General features: G+C 64.3%; 23 protein-coding genes. 16 read left to right on the forward strand and 7 right to left on the reverse strand.

The features are described 5' to 3' along the window. Positions 1 to 4: 4 nt before the first annotated feature. A complete protein-coding gene (locus CVS27_RS16445; RefSeq protein WP_103466930.1) occupies positions 5 to 928 on the reverse strand; it encodes a transporter substrate-binding domain-containing protein in 924 nt (307 codons plus the stop codon). Continuing rightward, positions 928 to 2,226, reverse strand: a complete 1,299-nt coding sequence (locus tag CVS27_RS16450; RefSeq protein ID WP_207767554.1) for an alpha-hydroxy acid oxidase — start codon at positions 2,224 to 2,226, stop codon at positions 928 to 930. Before CVS27_RS16450 ends, CVS27_RS16445 begins: the two co-directional genes overlap by 1 nt. A 142-nt stretch (positions 2,227 to 2,368) precedes the next feature. Between CVS27_RS16450 and CVS27_RS16455 the strand changes: the two genes are divergently transcribed. Together CVS27_RS16455 and CVS27_RS16460 are read left to right on the forward strand one after the other, a co-directional pair. Continuing rightward, positions 2,369 to 4,003 (forward strand): PucR family transcriptional regulator, encoded by a 1,635-nt coding sequence (locus tag CVS27_RS16455; protein ID WP_243400241.1) that lies wholly within the window; start codon positions 2,369 to 2,371, stop codon positions 4,001 to 4,003. Positions 4,004 to 4,174: 171 nt separating this feature from the next. Further along, positions 4,175 to 5,581, forward strand: coding sequence for an MFS transporter (locus tag CVS27_RS16460; RefSeq protein ID WP_103466932.1), 1,407 nt, complete (start codon positions 4,175 to 4,177; stop codon positions 5,579 to 5,581). Here the strand turns inward: CVS27_RS16460 and CVS27_RS16465 are convergent. Next, complete coding sequence (locus CVS27_RS16465) at positions 5,541 to 6,809, reverse strand: MFS transporter (RefSeq protein ID WP_243399841.1); 1,269 nt, start codon at positions 6,807 to 6,809, stop codon at positions 5,541 to 5,543. The two genes, CVS27_RS16460 and CVS27_RS16465, sit on opposite strands and share 41 nt — an antisense overlap. 105 nt (positions 6,810 to 6,914) lie before the next feature. Between CVS27_RS16465 and CVS27_RS16470 the strand changes: the two genes are divergently transcribed. The 9 genes from CVS27_RS16470 (at position 6,915) to CVS27_RS16500 (ending at position 13,079) form a co-directional block, all read left to right on the forward strand. Next, positions 6,915 to 7,862 (forward strand): LysR family transcriptional regulator, encoded by a 948-nt coding sequence (locus tag CVS27_RS16470; protein ID WP_103466933.1) that lies wholly within the window; start codon positions 6,915 to 6,917, stop codon positions 7,860 to 7,862. Between the two features lie 82 nt (positions 7,863 to 7,944). Beyond that, positions 7,945 to 8,346, forward strand: a complete 402-nt coding sequence (locus CVS27_RS16475) for a LexA family protein (protein WP_103466934.1) — start codon at positions 7,945 to 7,947, stop codon at positions 8,344 to 8,346. Between the two features lie 109 nt (positions 8,347 to 8,455). Next, positions 8,456 to 8,743, forward strand: coding sequence for a hypothetical protein (locus CVS27_RS20875; RefSeq protein ID WP_165788331.1), 288 nt, complete (start codon positions 8,456 to 8,458; stop codon positions 8,741 to 8,743). Continuing rightward, positions 8,727 to 8,873 carry an NUDIX domain-containing protein gene (locus tag CVS27_RS16480; RefSeq protein WP_243400242.1) on the forward strand — a complete coding sequence of 49 codons (147 nt, stop codon included), beginning with the start codon at positions 8,727 to 8,729 and terminating at the stop codon, positions 8,871 to 8,873. Before CVS27_RS20875 ends, CVS27_RS16480 begins: the two co-directional genes overlap by 17 nt. Positions 8,874 to 9,005: 132 nt before the next feature. Further along, on the forward strand, positions 9,006 to 9,134 hold the full coding sequence (locus CVS27_RS21500) for a hypothetical protein (RefSeq protein ID WP_279325069.1): 129 nt from the start codon (positions 9,006 to 9,008) through the stop codon (positions 9,132 to 9,134). Continuing rightward, on the forward strand, positions 9,131 to 10,408 hold the full coding sequence (locus tag CVS27_RS16485; protein WP_103466936.1) for a Y-family DNA polymerase: 1,278 nt from the start codon (positions 9,131 to 9,133) through the stop codon (positions 10,406 to 10,408). Before CVS27_RS21500 ends, CVS27_RS16485 begins: the two co-directional genes overlap by 4 nt. Positions 10,409 to 10,444: 36 nt before the next feature. Next, positions 10,445 to 10,861: a ribosomal maturation YjgA family protein gene (locus CVS27_RS16490; protein WP_103466937.1), complete on the forward strand. Its 417-nt coding sequence runs from the start codon at positions 10,445 to 10,447 to the stop codon at positions 10,859 to 10,861. 41 nt (positions 10,862 to 10,902) lie between these two features. Beyond that, entirely contained in the window at positions 10,903 to 11,991 is a 1,089-nt protein-coding gene (locus tag CVS27_RS16495; protein WP_103466938.1) for an FAD-dependent oxidoreductase, read from the forward strand. An 89-nt stretch (positions 11,992 to 12,080) separates the two neighbouring features. Beyond that, positions 12,081 to 13,079, forward strand: a complete 999-nt coding sequence (locus tag CVS27_RS16500; RefSeq protein WP_103466939.1) for an LLM class flavin-dependent oxidoreductase — start codon at positions 12,081 to 12,083, stop codon at positions 13,077 to 13,079. Here CVS27_RS16500 and CVS27_RS16505 read toward each other — a convergent pair. Both CVS27_RS16505 and CVS27_RS21675 read right to left on the reverse strand, forming a co-directional pair. Next, entirely contained in the window at positions 13,076 to 13,825 is a 750-nt protein-coding gene (locus CVS27_RS16505) for an HAD family hydrolase (RefSeq protein WP_103466940.1), read from the reverse strand. The two genes, CVS27_RS16500 and CVS27_RS16505, sit on opposite strands and share 4 nt — an antisense overlap. Before the next feature lie 626 nt (positions 13,826 to 14,451). Next, complete coding sequence (locus CVS27_RS21675; protein WP_370739526.1) at positions 14,452 to 15,159, reverse strand: FUSC family protein; 708 nt, start codon at positions 15,157 to 15,159, stop codon at positions 14,452 to 14,454. Positions 15,160 to 16,011: 852 nt separating this feature from the next. Here CVS27_RS21675 and CVS27_RS16515 point away from each other — a divergent pair. After that, positions 16,012 to 16,518 carry a MarR family winged helix-turn-helix transcriptional regulator gene (locus CVS27_RS16515; protein WP_103466992.1) on the forward strand — a complete coding sequence of 169 codons (507 nt, stop codon included), beginning with the start codon at positions 16,012 to 16,014 and terminating at the stop codon, positions 16,516 to 16,518. Here the strand turns inward: CVS27_RS16515 and CVS27_RS16520 are convergent. Then, a complete protein-coding gene (locus CVS27_RS16520) occupies positions 16,515 to 17,489 on the reverse strand; it encodes an NAD-dependent epimerase/dehydratase family protein (RefSeq protein WP_103466941.1) in 975 nt (324 codons plus the stop codon). The genes CVS27_RS16515 and CVS27_RS16520 overlap by 4 nt on opposite strands. Positions 17,490 to 17,620: 131 nt before the next feature. Between CVS27_RS16520 and CVS27_RS16525 the strand changes: the two genes are divergently transcribed. Further along, a complete protein-coding gene (locus CVS27_RS16525) occupies positions 17,621 to 18,319 on the forward strand; it encodes a TetR/AcrR family transcriptional regulator (protein WP_103466942.1) in 699 nt (232 codons plus the stop codon). Positions 18,320 to 18,417: 98 nt separating this feature from the next. On the opposite strand, the gene thiE is transcribed toward CVS27_RS16525, so the two are convergent. Then, positions 18,418 to 19,098 (reverse strand): thiamine phosphate synthase, encoded by a 681-nt coding sequence (gene thiE, locus CVS27_RS16530; protein WP_103466943.1) that lies wholly within the window; start codon positions 19,096 to 19,098, stop codon positions 18,418 to 18,420. A 133-nt stretch (positions 19,099 to 19,231) separates the two neighbouring features. On the opposite strand from thiE, the gene thiO reads away from it, so the two are divergent. The 3 genes from thiO to CVS27_RS16545 are packed head-to-tail and all read left to right on the forward strand — an operon-like array spanning position 19,232 to position 21,577. Beyond that, complete coding sequence (gene thiO / locus CVS27_RS16535; RefSeq protein ID WP_103466944.1) at positions 19,232 to 20,488, forward strand: glycine oxidase ThiO; 1,257 nt, start codon at positions 19,232 to 19,234, stop codon at positions 20,486 to 20,488. Beyond that, positions 20,485 to 20,724, forward strand: a complete 240-nt coding sequence (gene thiS, locus CVS27_RS16540) for a sulfur carrier protein ThiS (RefSeq protein ID WP_103466945.1) — start codon at positions 20,485 to 20,487, stop codon at positions 20,722 to 20,724. Before thiO ends, thiS begins: the two co-directional genes overlap by 4 nt. A gap of 52 nt (positions 20,725 to 20,776) precedes the next feature. Further along, positions 20,777 to 21,577, forward strand: a complete 801-nt coding sequence (locus tag CVS27_RS16545) for a thiazole synthase (protein ID WP_103466946.1) — start codon at positions 20,777 to 20,779, stop codon at positions 21,575 to 21,577. Positions 21,578 to 21,600: the final 23 nt, after the last annotated feature.

Here is a 21,600-nt window from a genome sequence, read left to right on the forward strand (position 1 = left end):
CCTCCTATTGGGCGAAGTTGACGCGGGGATCGGTGATGGCGCTGCTTTCCAGGCCGTACTTTTTCAAAACCTGTTTGTACGAATCGCTTTTGAGGACCTCCGCCATGGCCGCGGACACGGACGTGAGAAGGCCGGATTCAATGGGCAGCCCCACCCCGACAGGGGTGAAGTCATACTGGGAGGAAATTTCAATGTCCGGATTGGCCTTGGCAGCGAAATTCAGGATGGGCGAGTCGGCCAGCACGGCGTCCAGGCGGCCGCTGGTCAGCCCGGAGATGGCCTGGCGGGTGTCCTGGAATTCGCTGGTCTGGATCGGCGCCTTGCCCTCCGCCTGGCATTTCTCGTCGGCGGCCGGCACATTTGCTGTGAGCTGGTAGGAGCCGATCAACAGGCCCACCTTCTTCCCACACAGGGCTGCCTCCTCCGTGATGCCTTGAGGATTGCCCGTGCCCACGGCAATGGAGTTGCCCATCTGCAGATAATCCACAAAGTCCAGAACCTTCATCCGATTTTCGGTGGGTGTCATGGAGGACACCGTCATGTTGTACCGGCCGGCGGCCATGCCCGGAATGATGGAGTCAAAGTTGGCGACCTTGATGTCAACCTTCACCCCCAGGGCCTGGCCAATCAGCCGGGCGACATCCGGATTAGTCCCTGTCATCTCCCTGGTGCCCTCGCGGTAAAACTGGGTGGGCGGTTCGTTCGTGGGGATGGCCACAGTTAGTACCTTGGAAGCCTTGATGGCGTCCGGCAGTTGCGCCGCTGCAGCCTGGTTGACGGCCATGGCGGGGATCCCGGCGCCGAGCTCGGCAACGCCGTCGGACGCCGTCGAACTTGCACACGCCGCCAGTGAGAACATCAGCGCTGCCGAGACGGCGACGGCGGCAGCAGCGCGGACACGCCTGCGGGCGGCGGACGGGGCACTCATCAGGGAGTTCCCAACTCTGCCAGCGACCGCTGCGAATCAAGGTCTGATGCGGCAGCGACGCGGACAAATGTTTCGCTGTGGTGGCGGATAAGCTCGCGGCCGCCTTCCTTCAGTTCGGCGATGGTGGTGACACCCAGCAGGGCCATGGTGCGGCACATTTCGGCCTTGAAGAGTTTGAGCACGTGGCTCACGCCAGCTTCACCGGCAGCGGCGAGGCCGTACAGGTAGGGGCGGCCAATGGCGCAGACATCGGCGCCCAGGGCCAGTGCCTTGATGACGTCGGAGCCGCGGCGGATGCCACCGTCCACAATGATTTCCATGCGACCGGCCGTGGCCTCACCCATCTCCGGGAGTACATCCATGGGGGAGACCATGTGGTCCAGCTGGCGGCCGCCATGGTTGCTGACCTGGATGGCGTCGAATCCCATGCTGGCCGCAATGGCGGCATCCTTCGGGTTCACGCAGCCCTTCAGGATGATGGGGCCGTTCCAGCGGGTGCGGATGTCTTCAAGATCGCTCCAGTCGGTGGGCTCGTAGGAGCCGGCCAGCAGGGTGCGCCACATGTCAGGAGTGCTGGAGAGGGGTCCCTGCGGGATCTCGGCGTCGAGGTTGGGGAAGGCGATGGCGTCGCTGGCCAGGAAGCCCAGTGCCCAGCGGGGGCGCAACGCACCCTCGAACACCGTCTTGGGCTTGATGGACGGCGGAGCCGTGAAGCCATTGTGGTAGTCGCGTTCACGGTGCCCTACGTCGCGGCAGTCGAGGTTGACAATGAGGGCCTCGTAGCCGGCATTGGAAACACGGTCCAGAACAGCCTGCAGCATGACTTTGTCGTTGGTGGGTTCAAGGTTGAACCAGCGACGCAGGCCGGGGGTTGCCTCGGCCACGTGTTCCATGGGCGTGGTGCTCAGATGGGCCAGTCCGTAGGGGACGCCCGCGGCCAGTGCGGCACGGGCTGCGGCGATCTCGCCCTGCGGGTGAAACAGCCGGGTGCCGCCGGTGGGGGAGAGCATCAGGGGCATGGCCGACGGGCCGCCGAGGATGGTGGTGGCCAGGCTCAGGTTTTCCACCGAGCCCCACTTGGGCATGAAGGACCAGTCGTTGAAGGAGGCGATGTTCCGACGCATGGATGCCTCATCTTCGCCGCCGCCTTCAATGTAGTCAAAGATGCTCTTGGGCAGGGCCTTCGCTGCCATTTTCTGCATGTCGCCAATGCTGTAGCAGCGGCGGTCCAAGCGTTCGGCCGTGGATCGTGCCGGGCCCTGAATCGATGCCAGTGCCCTGATGTCCTTGAATTTCATGTGGTGACCTCTAACTCCTGGTGGGAAAAACTATTTACTCCCCCTGCATCAATGGTGACGTGGATCTCATCGGAACTACATGTGAGTTCTTACAAAAATCCTCTAATCCACTTGTGATAACGTCCAGGTCATGGTGCGTGGAATGAAAGACTCCGTGGATGGCCGCGGACAGGGAGATGCTGTACGCCTTGCCGATTGCATTGCGCTGATGCAGGCGGACCTGGTGCACGCAGGTCCTGACGCGCACAAACTCATGCACCGCGTTTCCGACATACTGATGTTTGACCCCATGGACGAATGGGTTCCGGTGGGGGACCGCATCATTTTGGCTGTTGGGCTCAGGTGCGAATCCGCTGATTTTGACCAACTGTTGGAACGGGCATCGGCCGGGAATGCTGCGGCAGTCATCGTCAAGGCGTACGGGGCGCCCATGGAACGGCTGCGTGCGGCGGCCGGCCGCCACGGCGTGGCACTGCTGGTTGCCCCCGATTCCATTGACTGGACACGGCTGGTCACGCTTGCCCGAGCATCAGTGGTTGGTGCGGCGGCAGACTTTGTCTCCGGCATCCGCCTGGGCGACCTGTACGCGTTCGCCAACGCCGCGGCATCCATCACCAACGGGGCTGTGAGCATAGTGGATCCGCTGGGCCGGGTGCTGGGCTATTCCACGCTGCCCGGCCAGCCCATTGACGAGCTCCGCCGCGTCACAACACTGTCGCTGGAGGAAATTCAGGCGCCGGCCTTCGACACTGATTTCAAGGCCGTCTATGACTCGCCCGTGGCGGTGCACATCCCGGCCACGCAGGAGGAAATGGCTAGGCTGGCGCTCGCCGTCAGGGCTGGGGATGAGCTCCTTGGCTCCATCTGGATCATCGATCCCGGTGAAGAACGGCGCGAAGCGGCGCTTTCGGCATTGGACAAGATGGCGCCCCTGGCCGGCCTGCACCTGCTGCATGCGCGCTCCGCCTTCGATGTTGGCGAGCGCAGGAACGGTGACCTGATCCGCACGCTCATGGGCGACCCCGACCATGCTTCCTTTGCTGCTGCCCAGCTGGGCCTGGACGCGACGAAAGGTTTGGCGGTGGCGGCCTTTTCCATTGTCCGCCCGCAAACCGGGAGCCTGGAGGCAATCCAAGAGATCCAGAAGCTGCTGTATCTGGTCACCACGGTGTGCAATGTTCAGTTCAAAAGCAGCCACAGTGCGCTGATTGATTCGGTGGTCTATGCGCTCCTGCCATGCGAGGGCAACGACCCCAGGGCTGCGCATCGGCGGGTGGTTGCGGAAATCGGGTCATACGCCCAAACAATCAGCCGGTTCCCGCTCATTGCTGCTGTGGGTGAGGTTGCCTTGGCCGTGGAAGACCTGCCCCGTTCCAGGGGTGAAGCGCTGGAAACCCTCGAGTTCCTGCTCCGTGGACGGGCCGCGGCGGGCGAGGCCGGCGGATCCGCCGTGGCCCTGTACGAGGACTACAGGGTTCCCTTGAACCTGGTGAAGATTGGGGCGTTCATTGAGGAGCAAGGCATGGCACAGCAGGACGACATTGCCATGATCCAGGGCCGTGACGCCGAGCAGCAAAGTGAGTACCTGCAAACATTGCGCGCCTACTTCCAGTGCAACGGCAGCATTTCCGACATGGCCGCGCACCTCCATGTCCACAACAACACCGTCCGATACCGGCTGACGCGCCTGGAGAAGGATTTCGGCATTGACTTCGACGATCCGCAAAAACGCCTGTGGCTGTGGCTGCGCCTGGCCGCCATGGACCTCACTGCCTAGCGCCCGCTGGTCTCACGGGCCGCCCATTTCGCCACTGCTGACCGTGGCCGCGAGATGCTTGGCTGCAGGCGGCGTTCTGCGGCCAAGGTCAGCAGTCGATGCCAGCCACCGCCACCACAAGACGCTCCGCGAATTTCGGGGCCCTGCGGGAAGTACGCTTATCCGGTGGGAATGAGACTTGCAACACCGGCCGGCAGTAGTTCCTTTAGCCGCGCCCTTGCGCTTCTGGTTGCCGGAACCTATTTCATGGAAATCCTGGACGGCACCATCATCTCCACTGCTGCTCCAGCCATCGCCGCGGATCTGCACGTGCGGGCGGTGGACATTAACTTGGCCATGACGGCCTACCTGATCACGCTGGCGGTGGGCATCCCCATCAGTGGTTGGCTGGCCGAACGCTTTGGTGCACGGCGGGTGTTCACGGCCGCGATTGCCGTTTTTACCATCGCGTCGCTGTTGTGTGCGCTCAGCCCCAACCTTGCTTTTCTCTGCGTGGCCCGCATGCTGCAGGGCCTGGGCGGGGCCATGATGGTTCCCGTGGGCCGGCTGGTGGTCCTGCGTGATGCTGACAGGAAAGAGTTTCTGGAGGCCATCGCCTACCTGACCTGGCCGGCACTCATAGCCCCCGTGCTGGCCCCGGTGGTGGGTGGACTGTTGGTCAGCTATGCGAGTTGGCACTGGATCTTCCTCATCAATGTCCCCCTGGGTATTGTTGCGTTCATTGTCGCCACCCGCGTGGTCCCGGATATCCGCGCGCGGAAGGTGCCCCCGCCCGACTGGGTCGGGTTTGGGCTTTGCGGCGTTGCCTTGGCCGCCTTGGTGATTGGCATGGAACTTATCGGTTCGGCACCCACGCCGTGGGCCGCCGTCGTACTCTGCCTGTTGGCGTCCTTGGCTGGCGTGGCGGGGGCGCTGTGGTGGTTCAGGCGGGCCCTGCACCCGCTGCTGGATCTGCGCGCGTTGCGCATCCACACGTTCCGGGTGGGCAACGGCGGAGGGGCCCTGTACCGGATGGTCATCAACGCCGTGCCGTTCCTATTGCCGTTGATGTTCATGCTCGGATTTGGCTGGACTGCTTTTGAGGCGGGCCTGATGACCATGGCGGTGTTTGCCTGCAATGTGCTCATCAAGCCAGCCACCTCGCCGTTGATCCGGCGTTTTGGTTTCCGCAACGTGCTGCTGCTGAGCAACATTGGTGGCGCGTTGGTGTTGGTGGCCTGTGCCCTGATGAATCCGGAGACCCCGCTGGCCGTGATTGCCGTGGTGCTGTTCGCCAGTGGCGTGCTGCGTTCCATCGGGTTCAGCGCATACAACACCTTGCAGTTTGTGGACGTGCCTAAGGCTGGCATGGTGGACGCCAACACCCTATCCTCCACAATTGCCCAGATCGCCACCGGCCTGGGCATTGCCGTGGGGGCACTGTTACTGCGCGGTGCCCAGTCCCTGCTGGCCTCGGACCTGCCAGCCGTGGCCAGCTACCAGGTGACGTTCGCGGCGCTCGCGGTCATCATGCTGGTCCCGGTGGTGGAGGCCCTGTTCATGCACCGGGCCGCGGGTGATCTGGTGCGTGCGAGGTAGCTGCCGGAAGAAGTGCCACGGCAAGCCCGGCGGCCAGGGCGGCCAGGACCCCCAGCGCTCCGGCCATGACGCCCCAGCCAAACCGTTGGAACACCAGGCCTGCACTCCAGCCAATGAGGCTGGAACCAGCGTAGTAGCTGAGGTTGTACAGTGAGGCGGCCTGGGCCCGGCCCGACGTGGCCAACGAGCCCGTCCAGCCCGAGGCGATGCTGTGGGCGCCGAAGAATCCAGCGGTGAACAGTATCAGGCCCGCCAGAATCGCGGTCACCGGTGCGGCCAGCGTCATCGCCAGGCCAGCAACCATGGCGCCGGTGGATGCCAACAGTACGTTCCGCCTGCCCCAGCGGTTGGCTATACCCGCCACCAGCCGTGAGGTCACGGTGCCCGCCAGATAGGCCAGAAAAAGCAGTGCCACTGCTGACGCCGGAAAAAGGTATGGCGGCGCCTCCAGCCGGAAACCGAGAAAGTTGTAGACACTGACAAAGGCGCCCATCAACAGGAATGCCTGGGCGTACAACGCCAGCAGCTGGGCGTTGCGCAGCGGCGGAAGCAGTTTGCCAAGGACCGCCCCGAAGCCATCCGTGCGCGCCGGCACAAAACCCCGTGGGCGCGGGGCCAGCAGGAGGAAGCCCGCGGCCGCGGCGGCGGCGCAAAGGGACACGGCCAGGGTTCCCATGCGCCACCCCGCCATGTCCGCCACAGGCCCGGCAAGCAGCCGCCCGAATAGCCCGCCCAGCGTGGTGCCGGCCACGTAGGCGCCCGCAGCTGCGCTGGCGTGGCGTGGGCTGACCTCCTCCGTGAGGTAGGCGATGGCCAATGCCGGGATGCCGCCCAGCGCAGCCCCTTCCAGAGCCCGCAGGACCAGCAGACCCTCAAAGCTGGGCGCCAGGGGCACCAGTAGGCCCAAGATAGTTGCCAAGATGACGGCCAGTCCCATGATCCGCACCCGCCCCCAGCGGTCTGCTGCAAATGACCAGGGCAATACGGCGACGGCCAGCCCAACAGTGGCGACGGAAACCGTCAGTGAGGCCTGGGCGGCCGTCACCTGCAGATCGCGCGAGACCATTGGCAGTAACCCCTGAAGGGAGTAAAGCTGGGCAAATGTAGCTACCCCGGCGCAGGCCAGGGCGGCCAGCACCCTGCGGTACCCGGCACTGCCCTGCCGGTGGCCTGCCCATGGTGACGCGGCTTCTGGGCTTTGGCAATCCAAGCGGTTGGTGTCAATCACAAGATCAACCGTAGGACGAGGAAATCAATGCGTCTAATGCATGAATATGCCTTCAATAATCCAAATATGGATGACTAAGTGGCTGTATCCGTGGTTCCATGAATCATGGAAAAAGACGATCAGGACCTGGCCCGGCTGCTTCCGGTGCTGCCCATTCTGGTTGAACTGGGTAACAGCGGCCATGTGACAGCAACGGCAGAGGCCCTGGGAATTCCGCAGTCCACCGTGAGCCGGGCGCTTTCTCGTGCCGCTGCCGTGGTTGGCACTGCGCTGGTGCTGCCCAAGGGGCGGGGCGTGGAGCTGACCCCGGCGGCATTGGCGCTCATCCCTGCGGCCGCCGAGGCATTGGATCAGGTGCGCCTGGGCTTGGCGCTGGCCCGGCAGGAATCCGGAAAACAATTTGGCCGGATTCAAGTGGCTTTTCAACACACCTTTGGCGAGGCCACCCTCCCGCTGTTGATCAGGGCATTTGCCCGGGAGAACCCGGCTGTCACTTTTGACCTGCAGCAGGGGAGCCGCTCCTTTTGCCTGGATTTGCTGGCGGGCGGAACTGCTGATCTGGCGCTCGTGGCACCACCTCCGGCTCCGAGCAGCACCATCGGCGCCCAAGCGCTCTATTCGGAGCCACTGAAATTAGTGGTTCCCGCTGGCCACCGCCTTGACGGTTCCACCGGTATTCGGCTCGACGCGGTGCGAGATGAGCCGTTCGTCATGCTGGAACCGGGCTATGGCATGCGGTCCATTGTGGAGACGCTCTGCCGCAGCGCCGGTTTCCGTCCGCGCGTGGCCTTTCAGGGCCAGGACCTGCACACTGTCCGCGGGTTGGTGTCGGCCGGGCTGGGTGTGGCGGTGGCGCCGGCCCAGCGCTCCGGCAGTCAGGCTCCGAGTCGGGGGGCCTTGGGCTGGTGTGAAGTGGACATCACGTGGCCTCAGGCGCGCCGGGACATCGGGCTGGTGTGGCGCAATCGCCCCGACGGCTCGCCGCAGGCGGCCCGGTTCAAGGACATGGTCCTGGCGCAGGGCAGCGACTTGCTCGCGGCCGCTCGGCTCTGAGCTGCCCAACTGCCATGCAGCCTGATGCGGTGGTACGCTTGAAGTTCGAATCTTTGTACTAGGCGGTGATGGCGTGTTTGGTATGGATCTGCCTTCCCCCAAGACGCCCAACACCGATCCGACGGGGTTCGCCTCGCCCGCCCGCGACTACTTCCACGGCGGCATCGACCTCAACAAGCACCTGATCAGGGACAGAACCTGCACGTTCATCATGCGCGTTTCCGGGGATTCCATGGCGGGCGCCGGCATCGCCGACGGTGACGAGATTATTGTGGACAGGTCCCTCACCCCGCGCGACGGCTCGGTGGTGGTTGCCGTGGTGGACGGCGAACTGCTGATCCGCCGGCTAGCCATGCATGACGGCGTGACCTCCTTGGCGACGCAACCCGCCGATGCGCAGTCCCCGGCTTCTGGCGCGCTCGCCGCTTTGGTGGGGGAGCTGACGGTCTGGGGTGTCGTCACCCGGTGCCTGCATCATGTCTAAACAGGCACAAGTGCGGCAGATGCAGGGTTACGCAGTGCTGCGGCCAGCCCCTGGAACAAAAAATGCCACACTGAATAACTCCAGTCATCGTCACCACAAGGGGCTCTAAATGAAGCCAAAGAAAAAACACGACGAAAACGCCGAACTGCCCGTCGCCGTTCGAGCCAGTGCCTCCTGGAAGCGGCGGGCCCAGTGGCCCAAGACCCGCTATCGGAGCATCCAGTACGATGCGCGATTCGCTGATGGGCGGGAGGAGCAGGGAGTGAAGATCGACGAGGTACTTCAAGGGTGGCGCTACCCCGCCGACGCGTGGTGCGTGCGTGGCGGCGCCGAGAAGGAGTGTCCGGAGGAAGGGGCCGGGCCATGGGTGGACTATCCCTATGGCAGGCCGCTTTAAGGCCCAAGAGTCGGTGGTCGAAGCGGCCTCTCGGGAGGCCCGCGAGGAACTTGGTGTTGTCCTTGCCGCAAAAGATCTGGTCGCGGTCACCACCATGCGCCGCTCCCAGCAGACTTCCCTGGCCATTTAGACGCCATGCACAAATAGTTTAGAGAATATAAAGCTGTCTAAAACGGTAATCGTGGACATGGAGCCCGGTCAGACACAGCATCGCCTGTATACAGAGAACTGGGAAACTTTAAACTTGCCGGAAGGAGTGCTCGTGAAGAATCCGTTCAAGCCGACGGCCGGCGCCCGCCCGCAACTGCTTCTGGAACGGAACGACATCCGCCAAGACTTCGCCGAGAGCATCGAAAACGGTCCGGGTCGGCACCATCGGCGAACCAAATGACCGTGAACCGCATCGCCCTGGTGGACGTCAACAACTTCTATGTCTCCTGCGAGCGGGTCTTTGACCCGAAGCTGGAAGGCCGCCCCGTCGTCGTACTCTCCAACAACGACGGCTGCGTGGTGGCACGCTCGGCGGAAGCCAAGGCGCTGGGCATCGCCACTGGCGCCCCGTGGTTCCAGCTGCAAGCCCAGGCCAAGGCGTGGGGCTTGGTGGCACGCTCCAGCAACTACGAACTGTATGGGGACCTGAGTGCCAAGGTCATGGAAGTGGTGGGCCGTTTTGGTACCTGGCAAGAGGTGTACTCCATCGACGAATCGTTCATCGGTCTGATGGGGGATTCGGCGCAACTGCACGCCACAGGCGCTGAGGTCCGGGCGGCTGTGATGCGCCACGTGGGTGTACCCGTCTGCGTCGGCGTGGCTGCCACCAAGACGTTGGCGAAGTTTGCCAATAGGATCGCCAAGCAAAACCCGGCACTGGCTGGTGTTTGTGCGCTGGACGCCATGCCGGAGGGGCATGTTGCGCGCATCCAGGAACGGGTGCCCGCATCAGGGCTGTGGGGCGTTGGCGGCAAGACCTCCAGCAAGCTGAAAATGATGGGCATTGAAAGCATCGCCGACCTCAAGGCCGCCGACCCGGCAATGATTCGCAAGAAGTTCTCGGTGGTACTGCAACGCACCGTCATGGAGCTCAACGGCACCGAATGCATTCCCCACACCGAGGAACACGTGGACAAGCAGCAAATCATGTTTTCCCGCAGCTTCTCCACCCCCGTCACCACCGTTGCGGGCATGGAGGAGGTCATGGCCATCTATGCCCAACGCGGTGCCGCCCGCCTGAACCAGGAAGGCCTGCGCGCCTCCACCATGACGGTCACGGCGGGAACCAGCCGTTTTGCCGGCGGGGAAGGCAGCTTCCCGGCCGTCACCAGCCGATTCATGACGCCCACCCAGGACCCCATTGTGCTGATCCGCGCCGCCGTGGCAGCCATTGGCCAAAGCGCGGTCCCCGGGGCGGCATACCTGCGCGCCGGTGTCATGTTCAACGGACTTGAACCGGCCTCCGGGACGGGAATGCTGGATGTTTTTGGCCCTGCGGCGGAGCAAGCCGATGTGGGCGATGTGCTGGGGGAGGTGCGCAACAAATTTGGCAGCATGGCCATTGGCATCGGGGTGGGCGGCTTGGCCCAGGCCCCGGCGTGGTCCATGAAGCGTGAGCATTCCTCGCCCCGGTACACCACCGAGTGGAAGGAACTGCCGGTGGTGCGGGCTTAGCCAAGCTGTTGCGGCACCGCGGTTAGACTCGAGCCCATGGCTTTGCTAAAAACCCCCAAGTCCCGGCGCCTTGCGCTCTTCATTGCCGCAACCGATGTGGCCGTTCTTGGGCTGGCGCTGCACTTCCTGGTGCCAGGAGACCTTGCCTCCCTGATCACCGATGCCCTGTTCACGGTGCTCGTGTACCTGCTGCTGGCGCTCATTCTTCCCACCGCCAAGCGCCACTGGCTGGCATTGAGCGCCTTCGCCATCAGTGCCTTCATTGAGATTGCACAGCTGACGGGTGTTCCCGCGCAACTGGCCGAGAGCTTCCCGCCGTCGCGCCTGGTCTTTGGCACCACCTTCTCCGCGCTGGACCTGGTGGCCTACGCCGTGGGTGCCGGGGCCGTCTACTACGCGGACAAGGTACTCTCGCAGCGCGGGCGCATATGGCTTAGGACACAAACGGAATAGCTGCGCCACAGACCCGGTTCCACCACTAAAAGGAGGCAAAAATGCTGGACGTGGTGGTTATCGGAGCAGGCCAGGCGGGACTGTCGGCAGCGTATTACTTGGCGCGGCAGGGGCTTTCACCCGAGACAGATTTTGTGGTTCTCGACGCCAACCCCGCGCCCGGCGGTGCCTGGCTGCACCGCTGGCCCTCACTGACGCTTGGCGCAGCCCACGCCGTTCACGACCTCCCCGGCATGAAACTTCCCCCGGCCGATCCCGCCGAACCTGCATCGCAGGTGGTGGGCCGGTATTACGGCAACTATGAAAAGACGTTCTCGCTGCCCATTCGCCGGCCCGTGAAGGTGCATGCGGTGCGTTCGCTGCCCATGGACGACGGCGCACCCTCCGACACTGCCACGGCACCCCTAGTGGTGGAGACTGATGCGGGCGTTTTCACCACCCGGCTGGTCATCAACGCCACCGGCACCTGGGACAAGCCGCACTGGCCGCACTACCCCGGGGTGGAAACATTCGCGGGGCGCCAGCTGCACACCCACGATTTCTCCTCCGTGGCCGAGTTCGCCGGGCAGAAAGTATTGGTGGTGGGCGGCGGAACATCGGCGGTGCAATTCCTGCTCCAACTTGCCGATGCCGGCGTTGACACGGCCTGGTCCACGCGCCGTGCGCCCGAATTCACCACACGCGAGTTCAACCCCGATTGGGGCCGGGATGTGGAAGCCCGCGTCAATGCCCGCACCGCTGCCGGCCTGCCACCGCTAAGCGTGGTGGGCGTAACGGGGCTGCCCATGACCGAGCAATACCAGAACGGCATTTCCGCCGGAACGTTGGTTTCCCGTGGGCCCCTGCAACGCCTCACTCCGGACGGGGCGGTGTTTGAGGATGGCACCACTTTTGCCGCAGACGCCATCTTGTGGGCCACCGGATTCCGCGCAGCCATGGACCATCTGGCGCCGCTGAAGCTGCGCGAACCAGGCGGCGGCATAGTCATGGACGGGGTGAAAGTGTCCCGGGAACCGCGCCTGTTGATGGTGGGCTATGGCGCCTCCGCCTCAACACTGGGCGCCAACCGGGCAGGTCGTGCAGCGGCGGTGGCTGCCCTTGAGCGGCTGAACGTTCCCGTGGGAGTGTGAACAGGCAGACGTGAGAGAGGCCACGGGAGGAAATATCCGGGCGGGTTTGGGGGTTGGCGCTAGTGAAACCACTTCGAAAGGCAGCACCCATGACGCTCCCCATTTCCATCCTTGACCTAGCCCATGTTGGCCAGGACGGCATTGCCGCCAGCTTGCGCGCGTCCGTGGACTTGGCACAGAAGGCGGAGGAGTGGGGGTACAAGCGCATTTGGTACGCCGAGCACCACAACATGCCCTCGATTGCCTCCTCCGCCACGAGCGTTTTGATTGCCCACGTGGCAGCCCACACCAAAACCATCCGGCTCGGCGCCGGCGGCATCATGCTGCCCAACCATTCCCCGCTGCAGATTGCCGAGCAGTTCGGCACCTTGGAAACCCTGCACCCGGGACGCATTGACCTGGGGCTGGGCCGGGCGCCGGGCAGCGACCAAAACACCATGCGTGCCCTTCGCCGCGACCCGCAGGCAGCCGACACCTTCCCCTCCGACGTGCAGGAACTGCAGGCCTACTTTGATGGGGCGAGCCGCATTTCCGGGGTCAACGCCTACCCGGGCAAGGACACTGCTGTGCCGCTGTACATCCTGGGCTCCTCACTGTTTGGGGCGCGATTGGCTGCCGCACTGGGGCTGCCGTACTCCTTTGCGTCGCACTTTGCCCCGCAGGCACTCGAGGACGCCGTGCGGATTTACCGCCGCGAATTCAAGCCCTCTGCCGCGCTGGCCGAGCCCTATGTGATTGCCGGCGTCAACGCCATCGTGGCAGACACCCAGGAGGAAGCAGATGTCCTGTCCCTGAAGGCCAGGCGCCGCATGGTGGGTGCGCTGGTGGGCGGCGGGCGCACCTTCACCGACCCCGAGGCCGACATGCTGCTGGAATCCCCGGCAGGCCAGCAGGTGGTGAACATGTTCCGCTACGCAGCCGTGGGCACGCCGTCCGTGGCGCGCGCCTACCTGGACGAGTTCGCTGTGTTGGCCGACGCCGACGAGCTGATTGTAGCCTCCCAGGTCACCGACAAGGCGGCCTGGATCCGCAGCTTTGAGCTGTTGGCGCAGACCATGGAACTGCGTCCGGCCCAACTGCCAGTCTAGGCAGGCTGGCTGCTTCGGGCCCTGCTGCTTTGGGCCCTGCGCAGGTCCAGGTCCAGGCATGCCGGCGTGATGGCCGCGATGATGATGCTTGCGTGTTGCTCAAGCACCTCTTTGGGGTGTGTGCCCTCCACACAAATAGCAATCATCCCGGCCGCCGCCACGGCGCCAAGTCCTGGGACCGAGTCCTCAAACGCAGCCACCTTGTCCATGTGCTCCAGTCCCAGGGTGCGTGCTGCGCGCAGGAATCCCTCGGGATTCGGCTTACCCTCCGCAACGTCGTCGTCCGTCACCACCACGCCAAACAATTCCAGCAGGCCCGCCCGCTCCAGCGCGGGGATGACCTGTAGTCGGCTGGCGCCGGTCACCACGCCCAGCTTCAGTCCGGCCGCATGCAAAGCGTGGACAAGTTCGCGGGTGGCTGGCCGGATCAGGCTTTCACGTGCCACCCGGGCCTTGTATTCGGCGTCGATCATGGGCAGAAAGGCCTCCACGCCGCGTGGCTCATCCGGAGCCAGGGCCAGGATGTCCGTCATGATCTCGCGATCGCTGCGGCCGGCCAGCTCTTCTTGATACTGGCGCGCGGTGATGGCCACACCGCATTCAGCGGCGGCCAGGTCGATGAAGAGATCCCGCAAGACTCCCTCGTCGTCGGAGAGGGTGCCGTTGAAATCAAACAACACCCCGTCCAGCTCCAACAGGGTCAAGTTCGACAGGGTCGAGGAGGTGCTCGCCGTGACTGCGCCCATGGAGAAAAATCCGTTCTGTACTCAGTGCAAATCTGTGGGCAAAGGCTTGACGCCCGGCCTGAATCGCCACGGTGTCCGGCCAGAGCCTAGCGCGCCCAAGTGAACGCCCGGAAACGGGCCGGGAAACATCTCAGTGTGGGTTGGGGCGTGACTGGCTGGTCTGTTGCCTGGTAGAGTGTCCCTCTTTTGTCCGCGTTGTCTGGCTCGTTGAATCGGTGGTTTCACTGCTTGTCACGAGTCGCCACTAATGGTCACTGAGTCTCCACTTCGCGCCGGGGAAGCGACCCACGGCGTGGTACGTCGAATAAATCCGCATCCTGGGATGGTGTTGCGGTGCAGTTCACGTCAGACCCACCCGCTGGACCTTCGGGCTTCACTTGAAACAGCAGCTAATGCGGGTGTGCCGGTCCGTCCTGGTTCCAAACAGCAGCTGATGCGGGTGCCGGGCCTTCACACCCGCATCTGCTGCTGTTTGGAATCCGAAAAGCCATCAACGGGCCCGCATGCCGAGAGTTTGGCGGGTGCAGGTGGCATCGCGCGGAACATGGCAAGAATCCACCCCAGGTAGCCCGCGGGTGCAGCGGCCGCGACCCAGTCAACCCATGAAACAAAACTGAGACACACCGCTAGCTGCGACGCGTGGCTCCGGTCGCGGCCGGCAGGTGGTGCGAGTCTGAACGGGAAATACTGACGGCCGCCACGAGAAGGCCGAGAACCACTCCCACCAAGGTGTCAGCCACACGGTTCATGGCGGCGTCCGGGCCCAAATGGGTGCCCAGTCCCGTCATGATCAAGGCCATGGGTGTCACGGCAATGGTGGTGAGCGTGTAGTTCCGCAGCACCAGCAGCTCCGCCGCGAATTGCAGCAGCACCACTATGGCTGCCGAGGGCCAAAAGCCCAGCGACAAGGACAGCAGGGCCACGGCCACCAGTGCACCGAGAACGTTGCCCACCAGCCGTTGGATGCCTCGCTGGACACTGATGCTGTAGTTCAAGCCCTGCAACGTGGCCACCGCACCCATGGATGCCCACAACGGATGACCCAGGCCGAGAGCCACGGCAACCCAGCCGGCCAGGGCAGAGGCCACTGCCATTCGCAACGCCTGGTGCAGGCTGGCCCTTGAAACCAGGCCTGCCCGCCCGACCGCGCGGAGCGTCGTGGCCGGTGTTGCAGCCCTGGGATCCCCAGCGGTGCCCGCCGCGAACTCCGGTGCCCGCCGCGAACTCCGGTGCGCGGCGGAACGTGCGCAGGGCCGCCTCGTGGCGGGCGAGGTTGGCCAGTGCGGCAGCGAAGGCGTCTGTGCCCAAGGCGGCCAGTGCTGCGTCCGCCTCATCCATCAGTGCTGACAGCTGGTTGGCCTGGCGCAGCACGGCGGCTGTCCGCGCGGACTGCCCAGACCGCGCCCGGATACTCAGGGCAATGGTTGTCCGGGCGTTCGCGATGGCGGCCTGGGCGGCGGCACTGTTGCTCCCGTCGTCGTGCATGGCAATCCCGTCCTTGCGAAGGCGCCCGACGGCGGCAATGGCGCGGGCAGTTGCCAACCGGGCAGGCCCCAGCGGAAACACCAGCACGGGAGCCACCGCCACCACCCAACCCACCAGCGAGCCGATGCCCACGGCCGCGATAACGTGGGCTATCTCTGTTGGTGAGTGGGCGTAACCAGCGCCTGCCGAGGCGGCAAAGACTAAAATCACCGGGCCCGGTCCGGTGATGCCCAACGCCGTGAACAGGTGGGCGGCGCCCCCTGCGATGAGGGACAGCACCGCAATTTGAAGCCACAGCGGAGTGCCCACGGTGCCCAGCAGCGCGCCGACACCGGCCGCCATCAAGAGCCCCGCGGCCACCACCGCCAGCTGGCGTCCCAGCCGCCCATAGGACTGATAGCGGCCGAACGCCGACGTCAACGCTCCGAGCGCAGCCATGGCCGCGAGTTGATGATGGCCCAGCAAGCCCCCTGTCACGAGCACCAGCGTGGCCGCAATGCCCACCTTGATGGCCGGGGCAAGCAAGGCATCAGCCGGGCGCAGGCGCATCGAATTACGCCATGCTGACGGCGAAAAGGGGTGTACCAGGGCGGTGCCCCAGTGATGCAGTCGAACTGAAGTGGTCATCCATCAAGACTACAATCTATTTTACTAGTAAAATAGATATGAACTATGTGAGTGTTGTCTCTAGACTGGTGACCATGGAAAATTTCGCGGCACCCGGGGACTTTGTCGATGCTGCCCGGCAGGGTTGGGCGAAGGCCCGGCCCGAGCTTGATGTCTCCAGCATTGAGGTCATGGGCAGGATTACCCGCATCGGGGCGTTGGTGACACAGCGTGTGGAGCATGACCTGGCGCCGGAAGACATTACCCGGGCCGAATTCGACCTGCTGTGCACCCTGGCGCGCAGTGGCAGGCCCCTGCGCGCCAGCGAAGTGACGGCTGCCACCATGCTCAGTGGCGCGTCCACCACCAAGAATGCCGACAGGCTGGCCCGGCGCGGCCTCATCGAGCGCCTGCCCTCCGAGCGGGATGGGCGTGTGGTACTTCTGCAACTGACCGCGGACGGCCATGCCTTGGTGGACAGGACGTTCCCCAATTTTCTGGCGCGGGATCAGGAACTATTGTCCGGATTGACTGCCCGCGAGCAGGCCGCCCTGGCGGAATTGCTGCGCAAGGTGGCCATGAACCTCGAGGTCCGGCACTAGGCCCGATCCCGCCACCACTGGACTGTGGCCCGCGCCGCCGTGCCCAGCGGGGTGGGTTCCAATCCCAGCGCCGCTTGGCTGGCCTTTGAATCCATGACGAAGGGTTCCTGAAACTGGTACAGGGTCTCGGCCAGCTCGCGCATGTCGGTGGAAACGATCCCTGCTGCCCTGATGACCCACCCCGGAACGGCGCTGACCTTGGGGGTGGCTACTCCGGCGGCCGCGGCAAACGCTTCGGCAAGGTCACGTTGGGACAGTGCGGGGTTGCTAGGTGCGTGAAGCACCGTGTTCCAGACCGACGGCGTGGCTGCCGCCCGGATCATGGCGGCAGCCAGGTCCGGAACATAAGTGAACGAGTGGGGCGCGTTGGCGCTGCCCACCACCTGCAGGCGCTTGCCGGACAGTATCCGTGGCACCATGCGGTCGCCGGCGTGGGCCATGAGCACCTGCGGCCCAAAGAAGTCCGACGCCACAACACTGACAGTTGGTGTATCTGAGGCCGCGCGGGCTTGCAGCAGGGCCGTCCTGACACCGCGTTTGCCGCCGGTTGCTTCCTTGGTGCTGCGCTCAGTCATTGGCTCTTTGGGGTGGCTGTAGGAGTACAAGCTCTCCGGGAAAACCACCACGGCGCCCACCTCACCGGCGGTGTTGAGCACCACCTGTTCAGCCTCCGGCAACTCCCGCTCCCACACCCGAGCGTTGTACTTGGAGCCATGGATGCAGTGGAAAACGGTGTCCACCTCCGTCATGGCGGCCCGGAGCTGATGTGCCTGGCTTACGTCTGCGCGTTGCTTTTGGATCAGTGGGTGCTCGGGTCCTGACCCTGAGCGGGTGAGGATGCGAACCCTGTGCCCGGCGTCGGCCAGCTGCGTGGCAATAGTCCAGCCGACCGGGCCGGCGCCGGTGACCAATTTGACGGCCGGGGAGGGTGCCGGGTTGATGAAATCGTGGACTGGATGGCTGGTATTCATGACATGGTCCTTTGTGTGAGAAAAAACGAGAGCGATGCTCTCGCTTTAACTATCTCGCCCCGGGCTTGTCCCTGTCAAGAGCAGTGCTCACTTAAGTTGACGGTGGTCTCCATAGTGCGCAGTATGGTGTCATGACACAAACACCCCGGGAACGTGCGCGGCTACAAACCATGTCTGAGATTCTCAGCATTGGACGCCAGCATCTGGCGGTTCATGGTGCGGCGGGGCTGTCGCTGCGGGCCGTGGCGCGGGATCTTGGCGTGGTTTCCTCGGCGGTCTACAGATACGTCAAGAGCCGGGACGAGCTCCTGACCTTGTTGCTTGTGGATGGGTACAACGCCCTGGGTGACGCCGTGGACCACGCCGTGAACCAGGTCCCAGCCGATGATTTTGCGGCGCAATTCCGGGCGCTTGGCGGGGCCGTCAGGGAGTGGGCGGTGGCCGAACCTGCACGCTATGGACTGCTTTTTGGCTCACCCGTGCCAGGATATGAGGCCCCCTCCGAGCAGACCACTGGGCCCGGCACACGCGTCATTGTCCAGCTGGTGCGGATCATCGAGGGAGCCCACCGGGCTGGCGCACTGCGGGAGGTGGCGCGGGCCCCTGTGCCGGACCCCCGCCTCGCTGCCGACTTCGCAGCCATCCGCGAAGAGATGGGGTTGAGCGTCCCTGACGACGTCCTGGCCCGGGGGGTCCTGGTGTGGGCTGCTGTGTTCGGCGCCGTCAACTTTGAGGTTTTCGGCCAGTACGGGCGCGCAACCTTCAGCGACCCAGCAGCACTTTTTGAGTTGCACCTGGCGGCCTTGGCTGAGACGGCTGGCCTCAGCTAGCTCGACAGCCAGCCAGGGCGTGCCAAACGGGTGAGGGCCCATGAAATTTCATGCGCCGTCACCCGTTTGGCACGCCGCCAGCTTCAGCGTCGCGAAAGCTACCCCAGCGCGGGCAGCCGGGACAGCAATTCCTGCGCGGCCGCCGTCGGATCTTCAGCCTGCGTGATGGCCCGCACCACCACAATCCGTGAGGCTCCAGCCGCCACCACCTGGTCAACGTTGGAAAGATCTACCCCACCAATGGCAAACCACGGCTTGGACGTGCCCAGCGAGGCTGCGTGTTCCAGCATGGACAGGCCGACGGCGGCCCGGCCGGGCTTGGTGGGGGTGGCCCACAGCGGCCCCACACAGAAGTAGTCGGCGTTGGCGTTGGCGGCGGCAGCTGAAATTTGGGCAGGATCGTGACTGGACAACCCCATCGACACGGAGCCGCCCAGCAGGGACCGCGCGGCCGGCAGGGGCAGATCCTTTTGGCCCACATGGAACACCGGCGCACCGCTGAGCATGGCAATGTCTGCCCTGTCATTGACCGCCCATAATTTGCCGCATTCTTCGGCCACAGAGCGAAACACGCTCAACAATTCCAGCTCTTCGCCGGCCTCAATGGATTTGTCGCGGAGCTGAATGATATCCACCCCGCCGGCATAGGCGGCACGCAAAAAATCGGCAAAATCGCCTTGTTCCTTCCGCGCATCCGTGCACAAATACAGCCGGGCGGTGGCCAATGTGGGGGTGGATGGTGCGGGTGTGGGGTCATAAGTGATGGAATGGCTGCTCATATCTCATAGACTAATGCAGTACCGCGGGAGCCAGGGATGCTGGCTGAGAGGGCGCCGACTGCGCCGACCGAAATACGTCCGCAAGGACGTGGAACCTGATCCGGCTCATACCGGCGTAGGGAAGGAGCCTCTAGTGCTGCACACCGTGCCGCAAATTATCACCACCGATGTAGCCATCATTGGCGGCGGAATTGTGGGCCTCGGCATTGCCGCAGAAGCCCAACGCGCAGGCCATGCCGTCACCATCATTGACCCGGCGCCGGCCACGGGTGCCACCTTTGCCGCCGCCGGAATGCTGGCGCCCGTCAGTGAACTTCACTACCAAGAAGAAGACCTGCTGGAGCTGACGCTGGCCGCCTCAGCGCGGTGGCCCGAGTTCCTGGCAGCCCTGCCCGCCGGCAGCAAGACCGGATTCAGTGCAGCCCCAACACTTGTTTTGGGTGCCGACCCGGCAGACCGGAAGTCGCTGTCAGATCTGCGCGATGTCCAGAAACGGCACGGCTTGAGCGTCACTGCCTTGACCATCCGCGAGGCCCGCGCCCAGGAACCCATGGTGGGTCCGCACATATCCTGCGCCTACACGGTGGATGCGGACCACAGCGTTGATCCCCGGGCGCTGGCCGAAACCCTGCGCCGCCAACTCCTGCAGACGGCTGCGGCGCACGGCCGCCCAGCCGCGGAGGACACCTTTGTGGCCCAATCCGCTGTGGGCCTGATGCACCAAGACCCCGGCAACACCCACTCCGCCGTGACAGGTGTTGCCCTGGCCGATGGCAGGGAGGTGCGCGCAATGGAGGTCATCGTCGCCAACGCCCTCGGCGCCCCAAAACTGGACGGGCTGCCGGAAGGACTGAAGCTTCCTGTGCGCGCAGTCTACGGGGACATTCTTCGGCTGAAGGTTCCACAACATTTGCGGCCGCTGACCACCGCCACCATTCGAGGATTGGTACGCGGGCTGCCCGTGTACATTGTGCCGCGCGAGGACGGCACAGTGGTGATTGGTGCCAGCAGCCGGGAAGACGGCTCGCCCGGAGTTAGTGCCGGGGGAGTGCACCAGCTCCTGCGCGACGCCCAGGTGCTGGTACCGGCAGTGGCAGAACTGGAATTGCTGGAAACCACTGCACGGGCCAGGCCAGGCACCCCCGACAACGCACCCTTGCTGGGCCGCGTTGCCGGCGCCGACGGGAAGGACATCCAAGGGCTCATCATTGCCACAGGGTTTTTCCGCCACGGTGTGCTGCTCACGCCCATGGCGGCACTCATTGCCCGGCAACTGCTGGGTGGGATCACGGATCTGGCGTGGACACGCTTCCGCCCGGACAGGTTCTCACCCGCCCTGCAGCCAGCCCACCACGAGCCACCCCCAAACAGCCATCAGGAGACACCATGAGCACCATCCAACTCAACGGCAGCGCCCACCCGTACGTTGCCGGCACCACCGTTGCCGAGCTGGTAACAGCCATGACGGGCCGGGTCCTGTTGGCCTCAGGTCAGGCGGCCGACGGCGGCCGGCTGGGCGTCGCTGTGGCCCGCAACTCAGGCATTGTGCCGCGCAGCCAATGGGCAGCCACACCCCTTGAGCTCCATGATGAGCTTGAGATCGTCACAGCCGTTCAAGGCGGCTAGGGCATTTTTTGGCGGCCCCAGCATCCTCCCTCAATCTTGAAAGTGAAGTGTCATGACTGAAACCCTTACCCGCAACGACGCGCTGATCATTGACGGCGTGGCCCTGAACTCCCGGCTCATCATGGGAACCGGCGGCGCGCCGAGCTTGTCCGGGCTGGGAGCGGCCCTCATTGCCTCGGGCACGGAGCTGACAACGGTTGCCATGCGCCGGTATTCCGTGGACGGGACTGCGGGCGCAAACACCAACCTGTTTGGCCTGTTGCTGGAAAACAACATCCGTGTCCTGCCCAACACGGCCGGCTGTTTTACTGCACGGGAGGCTGTCATGACGGCCGAACTGGCGCGTGAGGCGTTGGAAACGGATTGGATTAAACTCGAGGTCATCGCCGACGAGCACACTTTGCTGCCCGATGCTCTGGAGCTGGTGGAGGCTACGGAGCAGCTGGTCAACCGCGGCTTCAAGGTCTTCGCCTACACCAACGACGATCCCGTCCTTGCCCTGCGCCTGGAGCACCTGGGGGCGGCCGCTGTCATGCCACTGGGTGCGCCCATTGGTACGGGCCTTGGAATCTTGAACCCGCACAACATTGAACTGATCGTTTCCCGTGCTGGCATTCCCGTGGTGCTCGACGCCGGAATCGGCACAGCCTCGGACGCCGCCCTGGCGATGGAGCTCGGTTGTGACGCCGTGTTGCTGGCAACGGCCGTGACCCGCGCGCAAGATCCGGTTCTTATGGCGCAGGCCTTCAAACACGCTGTAATCGGTGGCAGACTGGCAGCACAGGGTGGCCGCATTCCCAAGCGCCAGCACGCGTTGGCGTCCTCGGCGATGGACGGCCGTCCCGATCTGTAGGCGTCTACTGTAAGGATCGTGCC

The sequence above is a fragment of the Arthrobacter glacialis genome, from assembly GCF_002909445.1.
GTDB lineage: Bacteria > Actinomycetota > Actinomycetes > Actinomycetales > Micrococcaceae > Specibacter > Specibacter glacialis.